Annotated in this window: 16 protein-coding genes and 1 tRNA gene; 13 read left to right on the forward strand and 4 right to left on the reverse strand. The window is 59.2% G+C overall.

Annotation, left to right across the window (positions count from 1 at the left end):
• Positions 1-6: 6 nt before the first annotated feature.
• From ACOBR2_RS13485 to ACOBR2_RS13515, 7 genes are all read left to right on the forward strand, one after another.
• Complete coding sequence (locus ACOBR2_RS13485) at positions 7-1401, forward strand: formimidoylglutamate deiminase (protein ID WP_420236635.1); 1395 nt, start codon at positions 7-9, stop codon at positions 1399-1401.
• Positions 1398-2522, forward strand: a complete 1125-nt coding sequence (argE, locus tag ACOBR2_RS13490) for an acetylornithine deacetylase (protein WP_420236636.1) — start codon at positions 1398-1400, stop codon at positions 2520-2522. The genes ACOBR2_RS13485 and argE overlap by 4 nt, the downstream gene beginning before the upstream one ends.
• Before the next feature lie 323 nt (positions 2523-2845).
• Positions 2846-2921: transfer RNA gene (locus tag ACOBR2_RS13495), tRNA-Cys, on the forward strand.
• Positions 2922-3022: 101 nt separating this feature from the next.
• Positions 3023-4033: a sulfate ABC transporter substrate-binding protein gene (locus ACOBR2_RS13500; RefSeq protein ID WP_420236637.1), complete on the forward strand. Its 1011-nt coding sequence runs from the start codon at positions 3023-3025 to the stop codon at positions 4031-4033.
• Positions 4034-4042: 9 nt separating this feature from the next.
• Positions 4043-4891: a sulfate ABC transporter permease subunit CysT gene (cysT, locus tag ACOBR2_RS13505; protein ID WP_420236638.1), complete on the forward strand. Its 849-nt coding sequence runs from the start codon at positions 4043-4045 to the stop codon at positions 4889-4891.
• On the forward strand, positions 4888-5748 hold the full coding sequence (gene cysW, locus ACOBR2_RS13510; protein ID WP_420236639.1) for a sulfate ABC transporter permease subunit CysW: 861 nt from the start codon (positions 4888-4890) through the stop codon (positions 5746-5748). The genes cysT and cysW overlap by 4 nt, the downstream gene beginning before the upstream one ends.
• Positions 5745-6824, forward strand: coding sequence for a sulfate/molybdate ABC transporter ATP-binding protein (locus ACOBR2_RS13515; RefSeq protein ID WP_420236640.1), 1080 nt, complete (start codon positions 5745-5747; stop codon positions 6822-6824). Before cysW ends, ACOBR2_RS13515 begins: the two co-directional genes overlap by 4 nt.
• A 42-nt stretch (positions 6825-6866) precedes the next feature.
• Here ACOBR2_RS13515 and ACOBR2_RS13520 read toward each other — a convergent pair whose 3' ends face one another.
• Positions 6867-7418 (reverse strand): hypothetical protein, encoded by a 552-nt coding sequence (locus ACOBR2_RS13520; protein ID WP_420236641.1) that lies wholly within the window; start codon positions 7416-7418, stop codon positions 6867-6869.
• A gap of 25 nt (positions 7419-7443) precedes the next feature.
• Between ACOBR2_RS13520 and ACOBR2_RS13525 the strand changes: the two genes are divergently transcribed.
• Both ACOBR2_RS13525 and lptE read left to right on the forward strand, forming a co-directional pair.
• Positions 7444-7716: a hypothetical protein gene (locus ACOBR2_RS13525; RefSeq protein ID WP_420236642.1), complete on the forward strand. Its 273-nt coding sequence runs from the start codon at positions 7444-7446 to the stop codon at positions 7714-7716.
• Positions 7717-7835: 119 nt separating this feature from the next.
• Positions 7836-8354, forward strand: a complete 519-nt coding sequence (lptE, locus tag ACOBR2_RS13530; protein WP_420236643.1) for an LPS assembly lipoprotein LptE — start codon at positions 7836-7838, stop codon at positions 8352-8354.
• Positions 8355-8536: 182 nt separating this feature from the next.
• Here lptE and ACOBR2_RS13535 read toward each other — a convergent pair whose 3' ends face one another.
• Positions 8537-9907 (reverse strand): Nramp family divalent metal transporter, encoded by a 1371-nt coding sequence (locus ACOBR2_RS13535; RefSeq protein ID WP_420236644.1) that lies wholly within the window; start codon positions 9905-9907, stop codon positions 8537-8539.
• Positions 9908-9964: 57 nt separating this feature from the next.
• Entirely contained in the window at positions 9965-10636 is a 672-nt protein-coding gene (locus ACOBR2_RS13540; protein ID WP_420236645.1) for a metal-dependent transcriptional regulator, read from the reverse strand.
• 224 nt (positions 10637-10860) lie between these two features.
• Here ACOBR2_RS13540 and ACOBR2_RS13545 point away from each other — a divergent pair, with 224 nt between their 5' ends.
• Positions 10861-11082, forward strand: coding sequence for a hypothetical protein (locus tag ACOBR2_RS13545; protein ID WP_420236646.1), 222 nt, complete (start codon positions 10861-10863; stop codon positions 11080-11082).
• A 263-nt stretch (positions 11083-11345) separates the two neighbouring features.
• Complete coding sequence (locus ACOBR2_RS13550) at positions 11346-11765, forward strand: hypothetical protein (RefSeq protein WP_420236647.1); 420 nt, start codon at positions 11346-11348, stop codon at positions 11763-11765.
• Positions 11766-11985: 220 nt separating this feature from the next.
• Here ACOBR2_RS13550 and ACOBR2_RS13555 read toward each other — a convergent pair whose 3' ends face one another.
• The gene (locus ACOBR2_RS13555) at positions 11986-14028 is read right to left on the reverse strand and encodes an arginine--tRNA ligase (protein ID WP_420236648.1); all 2043 of its coding nucleotides are present in this window, start codon (positions 14026-14028) and stop codon (positions 11986-11988) included.
• Between the two features lie 211 nt (positions 14029-14239).
• Here ACOBR2_RS13555 and ACOBR2_RS13560 point away from each other — a divergent pair, with 211 nt between their 5' ends.
• Complete coding sequence (locus tag ACOBR2_RS13560; protein WP_420236649.1) at positions 14240-15844, forward strand: EAL domain-containing protein; 1605 nt, start codon at positions 14240-14242, stop codon at positions 15842-15844.
• 75 nt (positions 15845-15919) lie between these two features.
• Entirely contained in the window at positions 15920-18169 is a 2250-nt protein-coding gene (gene metG / locus ACOBR2_RS13565) for a methionine--tRNA ligase (RefSeq protein WP_420236650.1), read from the forward strand.
• Positions 18170-18248: the final 79 nt, after the last annotated feature.

Below are 18248 nucleotides of genomic sequence, written 5' to 3' on the forward strand. Positions count from 1 at the left end.
AATCTTATGGCGGAAACTATTCTCTATCGACCTGAGCTGCTCTATCGCGATGGCGCATTTCTGCGCAATGCCGGCCTGCTTGTGAACGCCGACGGACGCATTGCTTCGATCCTCACCGACACCAGAACGGTCGCAGCTGATCGCATCATCGAGTTGCCTGGCAAGGCCCTGCTGCCCGGCTTTGTGAACGCGCACTCGCATGCATTTCAGCGCGCCATTCGTGGCCGCGCCGAGTCGCGCGCGGGCTCCGGTCGCGACTTCTGGTCGTGGCGCAACACCATGTACTTTGCCGCCGCCAGCCTCTCGCCTGCGGAAACCTACGACGTAGCGCGCATGGCTTTTCTGGAGATGGCGCTCAGCGGAACCACCACGGTGGGCGAGTTCCACTACCTGCACACACAGCCCGACGGCACCGCGTACGAAGATCCCAACGAGTTGGCCAAGGCCGTGATTCGCGCCGCGCAATCGGTGGGCATTCGCATTGTGCTGCTGCGCACCGCCTACATGCGCTCCGGCTTTCAGATTGATTCAGACCCCGGTCAGAAGCGCTTCTTTGAAAACCGCACGCAGTACATGAGTGCGCTCGAAGCATTGGTGCATGAGTACGCAGACGATGGCGATGCAGTCCGTGTGGGCGCAGCTCCGCACAGCACCCGCGCCGTGCCGCTCACTGACCTGCGTGAGATTGTTCCCTTCGCACGCTCGCTCCACTTGCCCCTGCACATGCACATCAGCGAACAGGTGGGCGAGAACGAAGCCAGCCTGCGCGAGTACGGTGTAACGCCCGTGGCTCTGCTGCAATCGGCAGGCTTGAGCGGCACTGACTGGACCGCAATTCACGCCACGCATCTGGATCGTGACGAAATGGCCATGTGGGCCGATGCGGGTGCGGCCATCTGCGCCTGCCCCACCACCGAACGCAACCTGGGCGATGGAATCTTTCCTGCCGCCGAGGCCATGCGCCTGAAGATTCCCATCGCACTTGGCTCCGATAGTCAGGCGCAGATTGATCCGCTCGAAGACGCGCGCCAGCTTGAGTACCATCTGCGTCTGGAACAGCAGCGCCGCACCATTCTGGACAGCATCGACGAACAACCCGCCGCACGCCGTTTGCTGGAATGCGCCACAGCCAACGGCGCACATGCGCTGGCGGTAGAAGCCGGCAAGCTCGAAGCCGGCCTCTTCGCCGACTTCTTCACCGTCGACTTGCAGAATGTTTCCATCGCCGGTGCCAGCTCTGATGACCTGCTTCCGCTGCTGGTCTTTGGAGTGAATCGCACCGCGCTGCGCGACGTTGCCGTACGCGGCAGGATGATTGTGCAAAATGGTCGCCATGCACTGACCGAAGAAATCATTGGCAGCTACTGCCAGACGCAACACAAAATCTGGAGCGCGCAATGAAGACAGCCCGCGAGCATCTGGAAGCTCTCATTCGCATTCCCTCGCCTTCGGCAGTTTCCAATCGTCCGCTGATCGAGTATGCGAAGCATGAGCTTGCCGCCCTTGGCTGGAGCACGCGAGAGCTTGCCTACCGCGACGCCCAAGGCGTGGAGAAGGTGAACCTGATTGCCGCGCCGCCCACACAGGACGTGCATCGAGCCGAAGTTGACTTGGCCTTTGTCTGCCACACCGACACGGTTCCCTACGCCAGCCACTGGGCTGAAGCTACCGCGCCCGCCGAGCACAACGGCAATCTGCATGGCTGCGGTGCATGCGACGTGAAGGGCTATCTGGCCTGCCTGCTGGCCGCTGCTGCAACACTCCAGAGCTTCACACAGCAGTTGCGCATCGTGCTCACCGCCGAAGAAGAAATCGGCTGCATTGGCGCTGCGCATCTGATGGCTTCAGGCGCAATCAAGCCACGCCGCGCCGTCATTGGCGAGCCCACTTCGCTGCATCCGGCGCGTGCCGGCAAGGGCTACTGTCTGGGCGAAGTTGTTGTGCTGGGCGCGGAGGCGCACAGCGCCCATCCCCAGCAAGGCGCATCGGCTATCTATGGCGCAGCCACGCTAATCAAGCAAATGGAAGCGCTCAGCCAGCAACTCACCACCACGCGCAACGAGTTTTTCGATCCGCCCTTCACCACCATCAATGTAGGCACAATCACAGGCGGCTCGGCTAAAAACATCATCCCCGGCCGCTGCGTTTTTCTGGTGGAATGGCGGCCGATTCCCGGCACTGCCGCAGACGATGTGGCGCACGCGCTCGAAGCAATCGTCGCTCACTTCAACAACGCGGAAGAAAAACTGCGCGCCACATTCACCGTGCAGCGCCGTCAGCCGGGCTTTGAAACTCCTGCTGCTTCTCCGCTCGTGCAGCGCGTAGAAGCGCTCAGTGGCAAACAGGCCGTCGCAATTCCCTTCGGCACCGAAGCCAGCCATCTTGCCGCGGTTGCGGAAGAGATCGTCGTCTTCGGCGCGGGCGACATGCGCTCGGCACATAGCGAACGCGAGTTTGTTCCTCTGCGCGCACTGGAACAGGCCACAACGATTCTGGCCGCATTGATGCAGGAAAACACATAGAAAAACACAGCACTGTTTGCTGCAATTTCCCTGCAAGGACAGAAGAAAATTCCCTTTCCTGCCCTTGACACATGCGCGACGAACCCGTAGATTGTTTTTAAGCCGTTGCGCCAACAAGGCGTCGGTTTCCAGGAAAAGGATTTGATGAACAATCTCTTCAATCACGCCAACTGTATGTGCTGCTGCTGTCTGGGCTGCGCTGAGCGGGCGTGTCTGATGGGATGATTCCTTAGTCGAATCCTACCCCTACGACCCACCCGCTGACAGCGAGGTGGGTTTTCTGCTTTCAGCGGTAAAGTTCGCAGGCTCTGGTTGAGTTTCAGGCACCGGTGGCGAAGTGGCTAACGCGCAGGTCTGCAAAACCTGTATGCGCGGGTTCGAACCCCGCCCGGTGCTCCAAACATTCGATTGTCCCCTCTTCTTTCCCGGTGCATTGCAGGGCTCATGCTCCGATGTATCGCCTAAGTCAAGATCCATCGAACACAAGGGTGATCCGTTTCATGAAGACTTCGTTTCGCCGCCTGGTTATTGCGTTTTCCGTCGTTCTCGCGCTCGCCACTTCCCATCGCGCCTTGCAGGCTCAGGTCCGACTGCTGAACGTCAGCTACGATCCCACGCGCGAATTCTACGAAGAGTACAACCGGCTGTTCGCGAAGCACTGGAAGGCCACCACCGGGCAGGATGTGATCATCAATCAATCGCATGGCGGCAGCGGCAAGCAGGCACGCTCGGTTATCGACGGTCTTGAAGCGGATGTGGTCACGCTCGGCCTCGCGTATGACATTGACATGATCGCGCAGAATGGCCTGACTGATCCCAACTGGCAATCGAAGCTGCCCTACAACAGCACGCCCTACACATCCACCATCGTCTTTCTGGTGCGCAAGGGCAATCCACGCGGCATTCACGACTGGAACGATCTGGTCCGCCCCGGCGTCCGGGTGATTACGCCCAACCCGAAGACCTCCAGTGGCGCGCGCTGGAACTATCTGGCCGCATGGGGTTATGCGCTGCATCAAGCCAACAACAACGAGGCCGGGGCGCTCGAATACATGCGCAAACTCTTTGCCAATGTGCCGGTGCTCGATACTGGCGCACGCGGCGCCACTATGACGTTTGTGCAACGCGGCGTGGGCGATGTGCTCATCGCCTGGGAAAACGAAGCGCTGCTGGCAGTGCGCGAACCGGGTGGCAACAAATTCCAGATCGTCACGCCGTCGTCCTCCATCCTTGCCGAACCACCCGTGGCGGTGGTCGAAAAAGTGGCTCGCAAGCACGGCACGGAAAAAATCGCCCATGAATATCTGGCCTATCTCTACTCGCCCGAAGCGCAGGATCTGGCCGCCAAGTATTTTTATCGGCCACGTGTGCAGGACGTTCTTGCAAAATACGCTTCCATCTTTCCGAAGGTAAACACCTTCACCGTGCAGCAAGGATGCGGCAACTGGCAGAAGGCGCAGAAGAAGCACTTTGCAGAGGATGGAACCTTCGATCAAATCTTCGGACGTTAGGACTTCTGAATGGCCACAAGCACAAAAAAGAAACGCCGTAGTTCGACTCTGCCGGGCTTTCGTCTGAGTCTTGGCTTCACGCTTTTCTATCTGGTCTCCATCGTTCTTCTACCGCTCGTCGCCATTCTCCTTACCGGCTTTCATAGCGGAACCGCCGGCTTTCTGCATGCCATCCGCACCCCGCGCGTGATTGCATCCTGCCGCGTCACGCTCACCTCTGCGCTGCTGGCTGCGCTGCTCTCCGCCGTCTTTGGAATGCTGGTGGCGTGGGTGCTGGCACGCTACCGCTTTCCTGGCCACAGCATTGTGGACGCGCTCATCGATCTGCCCTTTGCGCTGCCTACAGCCGTGGCAGGCATTGCGCTCACTTCGCTCTATACCGAGGACGGCTGGGTCGGCCGCTACCTTGAGCCGCATAACATTCACATCGCCTTCTCACAGGCGGGCATTGTGCTGGCCATGGCCTTTGTCGGTTCGCCCTTCGTGGTGCGCAGCATACAACCAGTGCTTGAAGACCTTGACCACTCGCTCGAAGAAGCCGCACGCAGCCTGGGCGCAAGCCACTGGCAGATCTTCACCCGCGTACTGCTGCCCCTCTGCCTGCCTGCCCTGCTCACTGGCACGGCGCTGGCCTTTGCACGGGCTGCGGGCGAATACGGCTCCGTCATCTTCATCGCCGGCAACATGCCCATGAAGACCGAGATTGCCGCACTGCTGATCGTCACTAAGCTGGAGGAGTACGACTACACGGGCGCGTCCGCCATCGCTCTGGCCATGCTGGCGCTCTCGTTTGTCGTCATGCTCGCCATCAATCTGCTGCAGTGGGCCGTCAGCCGCCGGGAGGGCAAGCGCATATGAGTTCTCTTACTCGCACGGAATCTTCATCGCTAGCCATCAAAGCCGGGCGCGCTTTTCTGATTCTGCTCGCGCTGGCCTTCGTTGCGCTCTTTCTTGTGCTGCCGCTGGTCAGCGTCTTTGTGCAGGCCTTCGCACAGGGCTGGAAGCTCTACGCCCACACCATTCTCCAGGAGGACGTGGTGAGCGCACTCAAGCTCACCGGGTTGGTCGCAGCCATCGCCGTACCACTCAACGTGGTCTTCGGCATCGCCGCCAGCTGGGCCATTACGCGCTTTGACTTCGCTGGAAAAAATCTGCTCACCACGCTCATCGACATTCCGTTGGCGGTTTCACCCGTGGTTGCCGGCCTGATGTACGTCGAGGTCTTCGGCTTGCACGGCTGGCTCGGCCCCTGGCTTTATGCGCACGACCTGCACATCATCTTTGCTGTCCCCGGCATTGTGCTGGCCACCGTCTTCGTCACCTTCCCCTTCGTCGCCCGTGAGCTGATTCCCTTCATGCAGGCGCAGGGCAGCGACGAAGAAGAAGCCGCCGTGGTGCTGGGCGCAGGCGGTTGGAGCCTCTTCTGGCGCGTGACCCTGCCCAACATCAAGTGGGCACTGCTCTACGGAACTATTCTTGCCGCATCGCGCGCCATCGGTGAGTTCGGCGCGGTCTCAGTGCTCAGCGGACACATTCGCGGCCGCACCACCACACTGCCGCTGGAAGTGGAGATGCTCTACAACGAGTACAGCTTTACGGCCGCCTTCGCCGCGGCCACGCTCCTGTCGCTGGCTGCGGTGGTCACGCTGGTGCTGAAAAAGATCATCGAAGCAACGTCGGGCATTCATGACCGGCACAAAGAGGAACAGGCATGAGCATTCACGTTGAAAAGATCGCCAAATCCTACGGCAGCTTTGAAGCACTCAAAAACGTCTCGCTGACCATTGAAGGCGGCGAACTGGTGGCGCTGCTGGGCCCCTCGGGATCAGGCAAAACCACGCTGCTGCGCATCATCGCCGGCCTGGAAACACCCGATGCCGGCTCCGTCGAACTGCACGGCGAAGAGGCCACGCACTTGAGCGCCGCCCGCCGTGGCATCGGCTTCGTCTTCCAGCATTACGCGCTCTTCCGTCATATGACGATCTATGAAAACGTGGCTTTCGGCCTGTGCGTGCAGCCCCGCTCGCTGCGGCTTGGCCGAAACGAGATCAAGGAACGCGTCAGCGAACTACTCTCCCTCGTGCAGTTGGATAGCTATTCCCGCATGTATCCTGACCAGCTCTCCGGCGGTCAACGGCAGCGTGTGGCACTGGCCCGTGCGCTGGCCGTTAAGCCCCGCGTGTTGCTGCTCGATGAGCCCTTCAGCGCGCTCGACGCCAAGGTCCGCAAGGATCTGCGCAACTGGCTGCGCCGCATCCACGACGAGCTGCATGTAACCACGGTGCTCGTCACCCACGATCAGGAAGAAGCGCTCGAAGTAGCCGACCGCGTGGCCATTCTGAATCGCGGCGCACTTGAGCAGTTCGGCACACCCCAGTCCATCTACGATCAGCCCTCTTCGCCCTTCGTCTATAACTTCCTCGGCAACGTGAATCTTTTTCACGGCCGTCTGCTGGCCGATCTCACGCCCTCGGCGCAGAATTCCGGCAAGGAAGATGAAAACACCATCGGCTTTGTGCGTCCGCATGAGTTTGAGATTCTGCGCGCCCAGCCCACCGGTAGCCAGGCGCTGAAGGCTCGCACCCTGCGCATCCATGCCGCCGGACCACTGGCCCGCATTGAATTGAGCGTCGCGGGCGGCCACAATCCCGTCACCGTGGAGCTGGCTCAGTCTGCTTATCGTGAATTGCAATTGAAGGAAGGCGAAGAGGTCTACCTGCAGCCCAAGGAGATTCGCGTCTTCAACGATTCCACCACCGGCGGGCTGCTCGAACAGGGTGCGGGAATTTAGTGGATTTGTCTCTGAAGACAGACCCTGCAGGCGGAATTCAATCTACCGTTTTTCGTCGCGCACAAGCTGGTAGCGGAACTGCATCTGCGCTCCCGCCGGAATGCGCTCCAGCCAGAACTCGTAGTCGCCGCTGCGGCTTTTGCGCGTGACGGTAACAAAGGGCCTGCTCTGCCAGCTTGTGCCGCCGGAAGAGACGGTTGAGTTATAGCCAGGGCCTATCAACCAGTGCGGCTTGACGGCCCACTCCATCTTGCCGCGATCAATGTCAAAGCCGTAACTCTGCGTGCGGTCCAGCGGCAGGGTCGGATAGCAGACCATCTCGGCGGTCAGATGCCTGCGCAGCTTGAAGTCGACGACCGTCCACAGCCACATGGAGCGCTCATTGTGGCTTCCCTCGCCCGCCGCCTGCGCCAGATAGATCTCCTGGCTCCAGTCGTAGTGGGAGTTGTGCAGCAGATCAGCGCCGCCGCCCACAAACCAGAGCTGATTCCGACCGTACCCAGTGTCGTAGTAGCCAATGTCGGGCAGAATCCAGCGGCCACGCATCTGCGCCCACTCGGCCATGCGATAGCCGATGACGCGCGGAGACTGCAAGGTCCCGGAGCCGCGCAAAACAAAAATGTCGGTGGTAGGCTGGCCAGACGCAGAGACTGGGGCCGGAGGTGGATGCGGAACCTCTGGTTCAGCAGCTAAAGGAAGAGCTGAAGAGAAGCAAAAAACGAAAATGCTACAGAAAAAACAAAGCCACTGCACAGACGGAAAAAACCTCACAAACCTCAAGGATTATATCGGTTCCTGCCGTATTGAATGGTGGGAAAATGCGCCTCTTCCCCTGACGCAAGTGCCGTCAAAAAAAGGAGTGTCCGAAATATGGACATTCGGGCAGAAATAGGGGGAAAACACAACCTGTTGGACCCAGCCTACCCCGTCCGCTTGCTCAGAAGCGAATCGCCACAGGAGGACCGATGAAGCGTGCTGAATCGGTTACAGGCAATGCATTAAGATGGCTGCATGCGCTTCTTCGCAATGCTTTCTCTGGCCGCACTTGTTCTGCTCTCCGGCTGCGGCTATCACACGCTGGGGCCGTCGGCTCACCTGCCAGCGGGCGTGCAAACGCTCGCGGTACCGGTCTTTGCCACCCACACCGATGCCTACCACACCGAAACCGCCATGACGCAGGCCGTCATTCGCGAATTCGTGCAGCGCACCCGGCTGCGCGTGACGGCCAGTGACTCAGCCGAGGCCGACGCCACGCTGCATGGCACCATTCTGAAGGAAGCCATCCTGCCCTACACCTACAATGCTTCCACCCAGCAGTCGTCGAGCTTTCTGATCACCGTGGTGGCCTCGGTCAAGCTGACAGCCCGCGATGGCCGCGTGCTCTATCAGAACGACAACTACGTCTTCCGCCAGCAGTATCAATCCACCACAGATCTGGCCACATTTTTGAAGGAAGATCCAGCCGCCACCGACCGGCTTTCGCGCGAGTTTGCGCGGCAGCTGGTGGCCGATGTGCTGGAAGGGTTTTAACGACAGAGAGCAGAGGACAGAGAGCAGAAACCTTGTGGACAGACCAACCGTACAAACTTTGCCAAGATAGGGTAATCAGGGTAGATCAAGGTGCTTCGGGATTGGTGGTTCCCAGGTCTGAAGATCCAGACCTGGGGCACCCAGTTTCAGAGGTCGATTCAGAGGTACTCTGCTCTCTGTCGTCACGCCTGCCCGGTCGCCATCAACGCCAGTAGCCAGACGTTCAGCGCGGCAATCAGGATGGCCGCAGCCCAGCCGAGGCGCTTCATCCAGGCGGTGTTGACGAACTCGCCCATCCATTTGCGGTCGCTGGTAAACAGGACCAGCGGAATGACCGCGAAGCTGAGCTGCACACTCAGAATCACCTGACTGAGGATGAGCAGCTTTTCACTGCCGGCCTCGCCGTAAAGCATCACCACCACCACGGCGGGCACAATCGCCAGCCCACGGGTGATCATGCGACGCAGCCAAGGCTGCACCTTCATGTGTACAAAGCCTTCCATCACTACCTGCCCGGCCAGCGTGCCGGTAATCGAGGAGTTCTGTCCGGCGGCCAGCAGCGCCACGGCAAAGAGCGTGCTTGCTCCGGCCGCGCCCACCAGCGGGCTGAGCAGCTTGTAGGCATCCTGAATGGCGGCTACGTCAAAGTGTCCGCTGCGATGAAAGACGGCTGCGGCCACAATCAGAATCGCACCGTTCACAAACAGGGCCAGGGTGAGCGCCAGAGCAGAATCAATGTTGCTCATCTGAATGGCTTCGCGTTTGCCCTCGGAGGTGCGCTCGTAGTTGCGGCTCTGCACCAGCGAGGAGTGCAGATAAAGGTTGTGCGGCATCACCGTCGCCCCCAGAATGCCGATGGCGATGTAGAGCATGCCGGGATTAGTGAAGATCTGGCTGGATGGCACAATAAAAGCCTTCATCGCCGTCCAGTGCTCAGGATGGCAGAAGAAGATCTGGATGGTGAACAACACCAGAATCGTGCCGATCAGCGTAATCACCAGAGCTTCCAGCGTGCGCATGCCGCGCTTCTGCAGCAGCAGCAACAACAGAACGTCGGCTCCGGTAATCAGCACACCCCAGACCATGGGAATACCGAAAAGCAGCTCCAACGCGATGGCTGAACCTATCACTTCCGCCAGATCACAGGCGGCAATGGCAATCTCCGCACCAATCCAGAGAAAAAAGCTGACCCTCTTGCCATAAGCCTCGTGGCAGATCTGGGCCAAGTCGCGTCCTGTGGCAATGCCCAGCTTCAGGCTCAGGCTTTGCAGCAAGACAGCCAGCAGATTCGAAACCATGATGGCGAAGAGCAGCGTGTAGCCGTAACGCGATCCACCAGCAATGTCGGTGGCCCAGTTGCCGGGGTCCATGTAGCCGACTGCGATCAGAAATCCAGGTCCCAAAAAACCAATCAGTCTGCGCCAGCCAATCAGAGACGGCGTAATGCGCACACTGCTGTTCACTTCCGCCAGCGAAGGCTCAGTCAGGAGCAGCGGGGCGGATTGCCGCCTCCTGAACAAACGGGCCGGGATGGGAAAGGGGATACTGCTCATACACAGGAGTATAGCGCAGCTAGTTAACCGAGGTTAACTAAATTATCTTACTTTTAATTATTTTATAATCTCCGCCCTGAGCCAGACCGCCTCGGCAGCCAGTCTTCCCAGCGTGCAACAACCTGTATCCAATTCAATCGCAAGAGTTTCATCGTAATTACGACGCACCACGCGCACCCGTTTCCCAGGTCCTATTCCAGACTCGTGCAGGAACTCCAGCAGCTTCGGGTCGCGCTCATGCAGACTGGCAATGCTGTAGTCGTGGTCAAGTTCAGCCTCACTCAGCCGCCGCTCGCCGCGTTTTTCCTTCACCGCAGGACTTTCGGGCAGCACTGGGTTGCCGTGTGGACAATTGCCGGCATCGCCCAATTTTTCTCGCAGCTTGGCCTCGAAGGCCGGGGAAACGGCATGCTCCAGCCGCTCGGCCTCCTCGTGGATCTCATGCCACTCCATGCCAAAGATTTCATTGAGCATGCGCTCAATCAGGTGATGACGCAGGGCGGTACGGTAGGCGGTTTCATGGCCAGCGGGGGTAAGCCGCACAATGCCGTCGCTGCCCACCTGTACAAAGCCATCGCGTTTCAGGCGCTTAAGGGCGTTGGTCACGGCCGGAGCACTCACGCCAAGCCAGTGCGCAAGAACGGCGGGAATGACCTCGCGCCCCTCGGCTTCGGCCTCCAGAATGGCCTTCAGGTAGTCTTCAGTCGATGTGGAAGTTGCTTCTTTCATACGCGTTGCTCAACCAGTCTAACGCGAACGGGGAAGATGGGTGGGATTGGCAGGGTTAGCAACACTGGCAGAAGGACAGATCCGCAGGGTAAGGTCACCCCGGAACCAAAGAGACTCTCTTCGGGTATGCGCCCAGGAAAGAAAATCCCCACGAAACAATTGCACTTGCAGGGGCCGGATGCGAGAATGGCAGCGCTATGCAAACTGCTGTACGACCCAGACTTGTGCCAAAAATCTGTCCGCATTGCGACGCGCTTTATCCTTCCCGCTTCACCATCTGCCCGGAGCACGGCTGTACCCTGGTGGAAGCCGGGCGTACCGTCCTGGTGATGCCACGCAGAAAACATTCAATGCTGAAGCAGTGCGCAGCCTTTCTGCAACAATTCAATCTCTCCCTTTGGCAGACCCTGCAGGGCGCGCTGCAGTGGCTGCGCAAGACCGCCTGAGACTCTTGCTCCCGCTTTGAAGAAGCGTCCCTCGGGATGGGCAGGAGTGGGAAAAGAGCGGTGTTCTTTCCGCCCAAAACAGGAAAACTTCCCACAATAAAACTTCCCTTCCCGCAGCAAGAAGCTTTCTCTCCAGTTTTCAGAAAAATTGTCGAACCGACAGTCTTTACTGGTTGAAGAACAGAGTCAGTTCCTGAATGAGTGTCTAAAAATCATACAGTCCTGCTCTTGCCATCTTGAACATTGGGGAGTTTGTTTCACACATGCGCAAACACTGGATTCGCCCGGAATTCCGCATACTTCTGGTTGCTGCATTTGCGTTCCTCCTTCTTGCCCGCCCTCTGTCTGCACAGGACAAGGAACCCTCCGCCAGCAGCGGACATTCCTGGGGCTACGTCTTCTCTTACCTTGGCGGCGCAGCCATTGGCGCAGCGGTTGGCATGCTCGGCAACGGCTCGCAAGACACCGCCAAGGCGAGCTTGATCGGCGGTGGTGCCAGCTCTGCTTTATATCTGATGAGGCACGACAGAGAAGACCCCGGCTATATGAAGGAAAACCTGTTTACCTACTCTACCCTGGGCCTTGGACTCGGCTGGGCTGTCTCCGGTAACTCCACCGGCGCCATCGCAGGCGGACTGGCCGGCGGTGGCGGTGCTTCGGTCTGGCTGACGCTGACGCGGTAGAACCGTTCTTCGAGCATTTTCGGAATATACGTAGACTTTTTAGGGGGCTTGCTAAGTGCCTTTTTCTTAATGAAAAAGGCACTTAGCATCCAGCTTTTGATCTACAGCAATTCCGAAGATGCTATCACCCCCTATCCTGCACGGATAGAGGGTGTAACAAAAAAGCGCGTCTGCCCCCAAACCTGGGAACAGACGCGCTTTTGCTTGCCTGGATTTTGCTCTACATCGCCTCGGGGCTTTCAATACCCAGCCAGCTGAGGGCCAGCACCAGCTCCCGCAGAGCAACTGCCGCCGTCGCCAGCAGGAAGGTGCGCCGCGCCGGATTCTCTTCGGTGAGGATGTGGTGATGGTGGTAGAAGTTGTTGAACTCCTGCGCCAGTTGGAAGGCATGCTTGGCCACGAAGGCCGGCTCGCTGGTGGCAATGCACTGCTCCAACACCTGGGTACGGCAACCAATGGCCAGCCACAGCGACCAGATAGAGGTGTTTTCCTCACCTTCAAGGAAGCGGTTCAGCACTGCCGCAGGCTGACCTGCTGACGCGCTGACTTGCTGACTCGCGAACTCTTCCAGCACGGCTTCGGGCGTGGTGCCAGCCTTGCGGAAGATGTTGCGGATGCGCACGCTGGCGTACTGAATGTACGGACCGGCCTCGCCCTCAAAGCTGAGCGCGTCCTTGAAGTCAAAGGCGATGACCGAGTTGCGCGTGAACTTGAGCATGAAGTAACGCAGCGCGCCAATGGCGATCTGCACGGCAATCTTCTGGCGCTCTTCTTCGCTGCGGCTGGCCTGGCGCTTGTTCACCTCTTCGAGCGTGGCGGCAATCAGCTTGTCGATCAGGTCATCGGCCTTGACGCCAAAACCCTTGCGGCCACTCACTTCAATGTAGGCGCGGCTCAGGTCCTCTTCCGCCACGGTGTAGCCAAGCTCAACGGCGCAACGCGGGGTGAGCGCCACCATCTCATAGCTGAAGTGGGTGTAGCGGTTGGCCTGATCCACGTGGCCCATACCGCGCAGCGCCTGAATCACGTTGGCCTGCGGGTCGCTCTGACGGGAGTCGATCACGTTGTAGATGGCGTTGGCTCCGCCAAAGTGGGGATGCTCGGCCTCGCCACTCTCGGTCGAAATCCAGCACTCATGCTTCGGATAGGTAAAGAACTTCTGGTAGCCAAAGTCCTTGCCAAGCAGGCCAAACTTCCACAGGTGGTAGGCAATGTCCTTGCCGACGTAAGTCACGGTGCCATTCGAGCGCACGATGACCTTGGCGTCTTCATTGGGACCATCTGCTTCAGCGGCTTTAGCCTCGTCGCCGGGGCGGGTCATCACCCAGCAACCTTTGTTTTTGCCGTTTTCCTCAAAGTAGAGCACACCGGTTTTCTTGAGCAGCTCAAAGGCTGAATCCCAGAACTTCAGGTGCAGAATCTCGCTCTCGCGGGGCAGGAAGTCGTACTCAATGTCGAGGCGCAGCATGGTTTCCAGATGGCGGCGCAGAACGGCGGTCGAAATCAGCTCAGCCAACTCGGCGGTTTCGTTGCCACCATGCTCGATCAGGTGCAGCGTCTCATAGCGCTTCTGCTTGCGCGCGGCGTTTTCTTCCTCGCTGCCGCTGGTGTACCACTGCGAGGTCTTGGCGTACAGATCCCAGCAATAATAATCAAAAGTCTCGGCCACATTGCCATTCACTGCGGCTTTTTCGCAACTCGCGATGAGCGCCTTCACATCGGCCGGCGACTTGCCAGCCAGATGCTGGAAGCCGACCACCACGTCCGCCACCTGCACACCGGTATTGTCAATGTAGTTCTGCACATCCACCTTGTAGCTGGCGGCACGCAGCAGGCGGACAAAAGTGTCGCCCAGAATGGCGTTGCGCAGATGGCCGATGTGGGCAGCCTTGTTGGGATTGATGCTGGTGTGCTCCACCAAAGCATGGCCCGCAGCACCTACGGTGGGAGTATGCTTGTCCGCATCGGTAAACTCGCGCACCGCCGCGCCGCGATCGAGCCGGGCATTGATGTAGCCCGCTCCGGCCACCTCAAAGGCGGCAAAGCCCGCCGGCTGGCCAAGGGCTTCAACGATCTCAGCAGCGATGACCCGCGGAGCCTTGCGCAGGCTGCGAGCCAGCTGCAACGCTACAGGCGTGGAAACCTCGCCGAACTTGAGGTCGGGCGGCGTTTCCAGCGGAATGGACTCTACGTCCAGATCGTACTTCTGCTTCAAAACGCCACGAATGAGTTCACCTAGCTGCTTTTGCAATTCCAGATACACGTCGAATGCCTCAAAAAATCCTGATCTTTCCCTCCGTATTCTACCAGCAGGCCAGTGCGGGCCAAGGTGGTGGCAGAGATTGTCCTGGGAGTGGAATATTGCACTGAAACCAGTGTTCATTCTGGGGCGAATCGGTTACATTGACTGGAATCAGGCAAGAGACTATTGCCGGTAAATGGCAGGCCGATATACGGTTTTGAAACGGGGCACAATGCGACCTGTCAGACTCAGATATACATTAATCGGAGTACTGGTCCTCTACGCCTGCCTGTTGATCGGCATCGTAATGTCCTATGCGATTGCCCGCGAGCAGGTGATTCACTCCGCCCAAAAGGTACTGTTCGACCTGAGCGCGCATAGCCTGCTCCAAACCAATCAAGACGCCCAGGAAATGGATGCCGCTCTCGATGCGGCCAACCGTCTGCCCACCGTCCGGTGTTCGGAAAAAGATCTGGAAGAACTACGCCGTCTGGTTTTTGACTCGGCCACGCTGAAGGATGCGGGAAGGTTTAAAGATGGCCAGTTACTCTGCTCGGCCGAGATTGGCCCGACGCATCTGGCTGCATTACAACTGCATCTTTTGCTGCGAACCTGGGATGGCATCGAAATTTACACCAACGGCGGCAAAGAGAATAGCCCACACATGCCCACCAGCATCGCGCACAAGGGCGATGCCTACATCTATGCCGGAGCAATAAACCCCATAAGCATGCACCCTGGCGGCATTGAAATTTTCGATGTGCTCTGGGATGCCGGTGGACATGCCGCGGGCATACCCGATCCTGCATTAAGCCGGATCTTCACCCAAACCGGCGTCTATCGCAACGCCAACAATCTCTATGCCACCAACTGCTCGACAGAAAGAAGACGCTGCCAGACGGCAGTGGAAACTGTCGCCATGGCCCTGCACGATGGGAGGCCGATGATGGAGACAGCCGTCTTCAGCGGCGGTGCGGTCGGCATTCTGCTCGGTCTGGCGCTGATTCTGTGGCGGCTGCGCACCCGCACCATGGAAAACCAACTGGCCCGCGCCATACGCAACAACGAACTTTATCTGGAATATCAACCCATCGTCCACATGAAAGACCACCGAATGCAGGGCGTTGAGGCGCTGTGCCGCTGGAAGGACGAGCAGGATGAGTCCATCTCGCCAGAGTTGTTCATTCCCATCGCTGAAGCCCGGCAGTGGATCCATACGCTGACGCGAAATATTTTCCGGCAGGCTATCGAAGAGTGGGCGGCTTTTCTGCAGCGCACCCCTGACTTCAAGATCAGCATCAACCTTTCGGCTTACTGTCTGCACGAGCCGGGCTTCGTGGCCTTTCTGCACAAGCTGCTGACGCGCTATGCCGTGCAACCGCAGACCATCGTGATTGAGATTACCGAGAGCGCCACGGCCAACGATCCCCGCATGATCGAGCAGATCCAGCAGTTGCGCTCCATGGGCCACGCCGTGCGGCTGGACGACTTTGGCACCGGCTACTGCAGTCTTTCCTATCTGCATCAGCTGAAGGTGGACGCCATCAAGATCGACCGCATCTTTACCCGCGCCATCGGAACCGATTCGGTAACCACGGGGATTCTGCCCCAGATTTTGTCCATCGCCGATAGCCAGGGACTGGACGTAATTGTGGAAGGCGTGGAAGAAGAAGCACAGGCCACCTATCTGAGCACCCTGTCCTTTCACGGCAAACTGATGGGGCAGGGCTGGCTCTTCGGTCGCCCCACTTCGGCGCAGAATATACGGACAATGCTCCTACGCAAACGGGAGAAGGCCGAAGAAAATGCTCCGGTCGGCGAACAGCCCCTCCCATAAAGACACTCTGGGCGGAATCGTGCTCAGCCCTGCTCCCCATCATGCCGTAAGATAGATGGAGCGCACGCCAGTGGAATGAGTAAGCCGCGCGCCCCCCATCCCATGAGCAAGACGAGCATAGAACGCTACTACCTGACCACGCCCATCTACTACGTGAATGCGCGGCCGCACCTTGGCCATGCGTATTCGACGATCGTCTGCGACGCCATTGCCAGACGCAAGCGGGCGCTGGGCATTGAGACCTGGTTCCTGACTGGCACTGACGAGCACGGGCAGAAGATCGAACGCTCGGCGGAAAAAGCCGGCCGCACCCCGCAAGAGTTCGCAGACGCCCTCAGCGCCGAGTTCCGCGGCCTGTGGGACAAGTTCGACCTGAGCTACGACGATTACATCCGCACCACCAGTGAGCGCCACAAGCGCGGTGTGCAGAAGCTGTTTGCCACCCTGCGCGACCGTGGCTACATCTACAAGGGCAGCTACACCGGCCAGTACTGCGTAAGCGACGAGGCTTATGTGGAGGGTCCGGCAGGCACCATCTGCCCCGACTGTGGACGCCTGACCGAGACGGTGAGCGAAGAGAACTACTTCTTCAAGCTCTCAGCCTTTGAAAACCGCCTGCTGAAGTTCTACGAAGAGAATCCCGGCTTCATCGCGCCCGAATCGACCAAGCGCGAGGTGATTTCCTTCGTGCGCGGCGGGCTCAAGGATCTCTCTGTCAGCCGCACCACCTTCCAGTGGGGCATTCCGGTTCCCGGCGACGAAAAACACGTAGTTTACGTGTGGCTGGACGCGCTGGCCAACTATATGACGGCGCTTGGCTACGGCTCGGAAAACGTCCAGGACCAGGAAAAATTCAAGAAATTCTGGCCCGCCGATGTGCATTTGATCGGCAAGGAAATCAGCCGCTTCCACTGCGTCTATTGGCCAGCATTTTTGATGGCTGCGGGCCTGCCCACGCCCAAAAGCGTGCGCGCCAACGGCTGGCTGATGTTTGATCAGAGCAAAATGTCCAAGTCCAAGGGAAACATCGTCCGTGCTGAGACGGTTCACGCCGTGCTGGGTGCGGACGCCCTGCGCTACTATCTGCTGCGCGAGATTCCCTTCGGCCAGGACGGCAATTTCAGCTTCGACGCACTGGTCCAGCGCTACAACGCTGACCTAGCCAACGGCTACGGCAATCTGGTTAGCCGCGTGGTCAATATGATGCACAAGTACTTTGGCGGCGTGGTGCCGGCTGCCGGTGCGCTGACCGAAGCCGAAATCGCCCTGCAAGCCTCCGCCGAGCGCACCTTAGCCGCATTTGGCCCGGCCTTTGACGCCTTTGACTTTGCCGAGGCACTCAAGAGCATCTGGACACTGGTGGCCGACACCGATGGCTACCTGACCGCCAACGCCCCGTGGAAGAAGCCCGCCGAGCGCTCCGACGAGGAACACACCGCTCTGCAGGCCCGCGTGCTGGCCACAGCCGCCGAGGCCATCCGCGTGATTACCGCGCTGGTATACCCGATTCTGCCCGCTTCGGCCGCCAAGGTCTGGCTGCAGATCGGCCAGGGCGAGATCAGCGAAGCCTCCAACACCGCATTCCTGACCAATGTTGCCTGGGGTGGACTGAAGCCCGGCACGACCTTTGCCGAGCCCGCGCCGCTCTTCCCCCGCGCCGACAAGGACGCTGTAGCCCGCATGGTCGCCCTCGAAGAAGAAGACAATCGCAGCGCAGTAGAAAGTGCCACGGCTGCCCCTTCGACAGAATCCACATTGGCTGCAACGACCAGCAAATCCGAAAAGAAGATCGAGAAGAAAATGGAAAATACGCCTGTTGTTCCCACGCCTGAAGTACTCTCAGCAGTCGGCCAAAAGTTAGCCCCACCGCAGGTGGCGCAGGCAGCCGAAGGCCAGTTAGCCCCACCGCAGGTGCCTCTGACGCCCGCTGATTTGCTGGCCGTCACGCCGGAAGCTCCCGCCGTGCAGGTGCTACCCGAAGGCTTTCCGCCTGCCGCGCCGCAGATCACCATCGGCGATGTGCTGAAGGTAGACCTGCGTGTGGCCCAGGTGCTGGTTGCCGAGCGTATTCCCAAGGCCGACAAGCTGCTGCGCCTGGAAGTCGATCTCGGCTACGAAAAGCGCCAGATTCTGGCCGGCATCGCGCAGTATTATGAGCCGGAACAGCTGGTAGGCCGCAAGATCGTCATCGTGGCCAACCTGGCTCCGCGCAAGCTGCGTGGCCTGGAGTCGAACGGCATGCTGCTGGCCGCCTCGCTGGAGAACAGCTCGCCGGTGCTGGCTGGCTTCCTTGAGGATGTGCCGCTGGGCGCACGCCTGAAGTAGTTTTTTCATGGCCCTGAAGCTTTTGCAGCCCGGCTGCGAAGGCTTCGGGGCCTTTTCTGTTCCTGCACTCCGGAGTGCC

This window comes from Telmatobacter bradus (genome assembly GCF_048629425.1).
In the GTDB taxonomy this organism is placed as follows: Bacteria; Acidobacteriota; Terriglobia; order Terriglobales; family Acidobacteriaceae; genus Telmatobacter; species Telmatobacter bradus.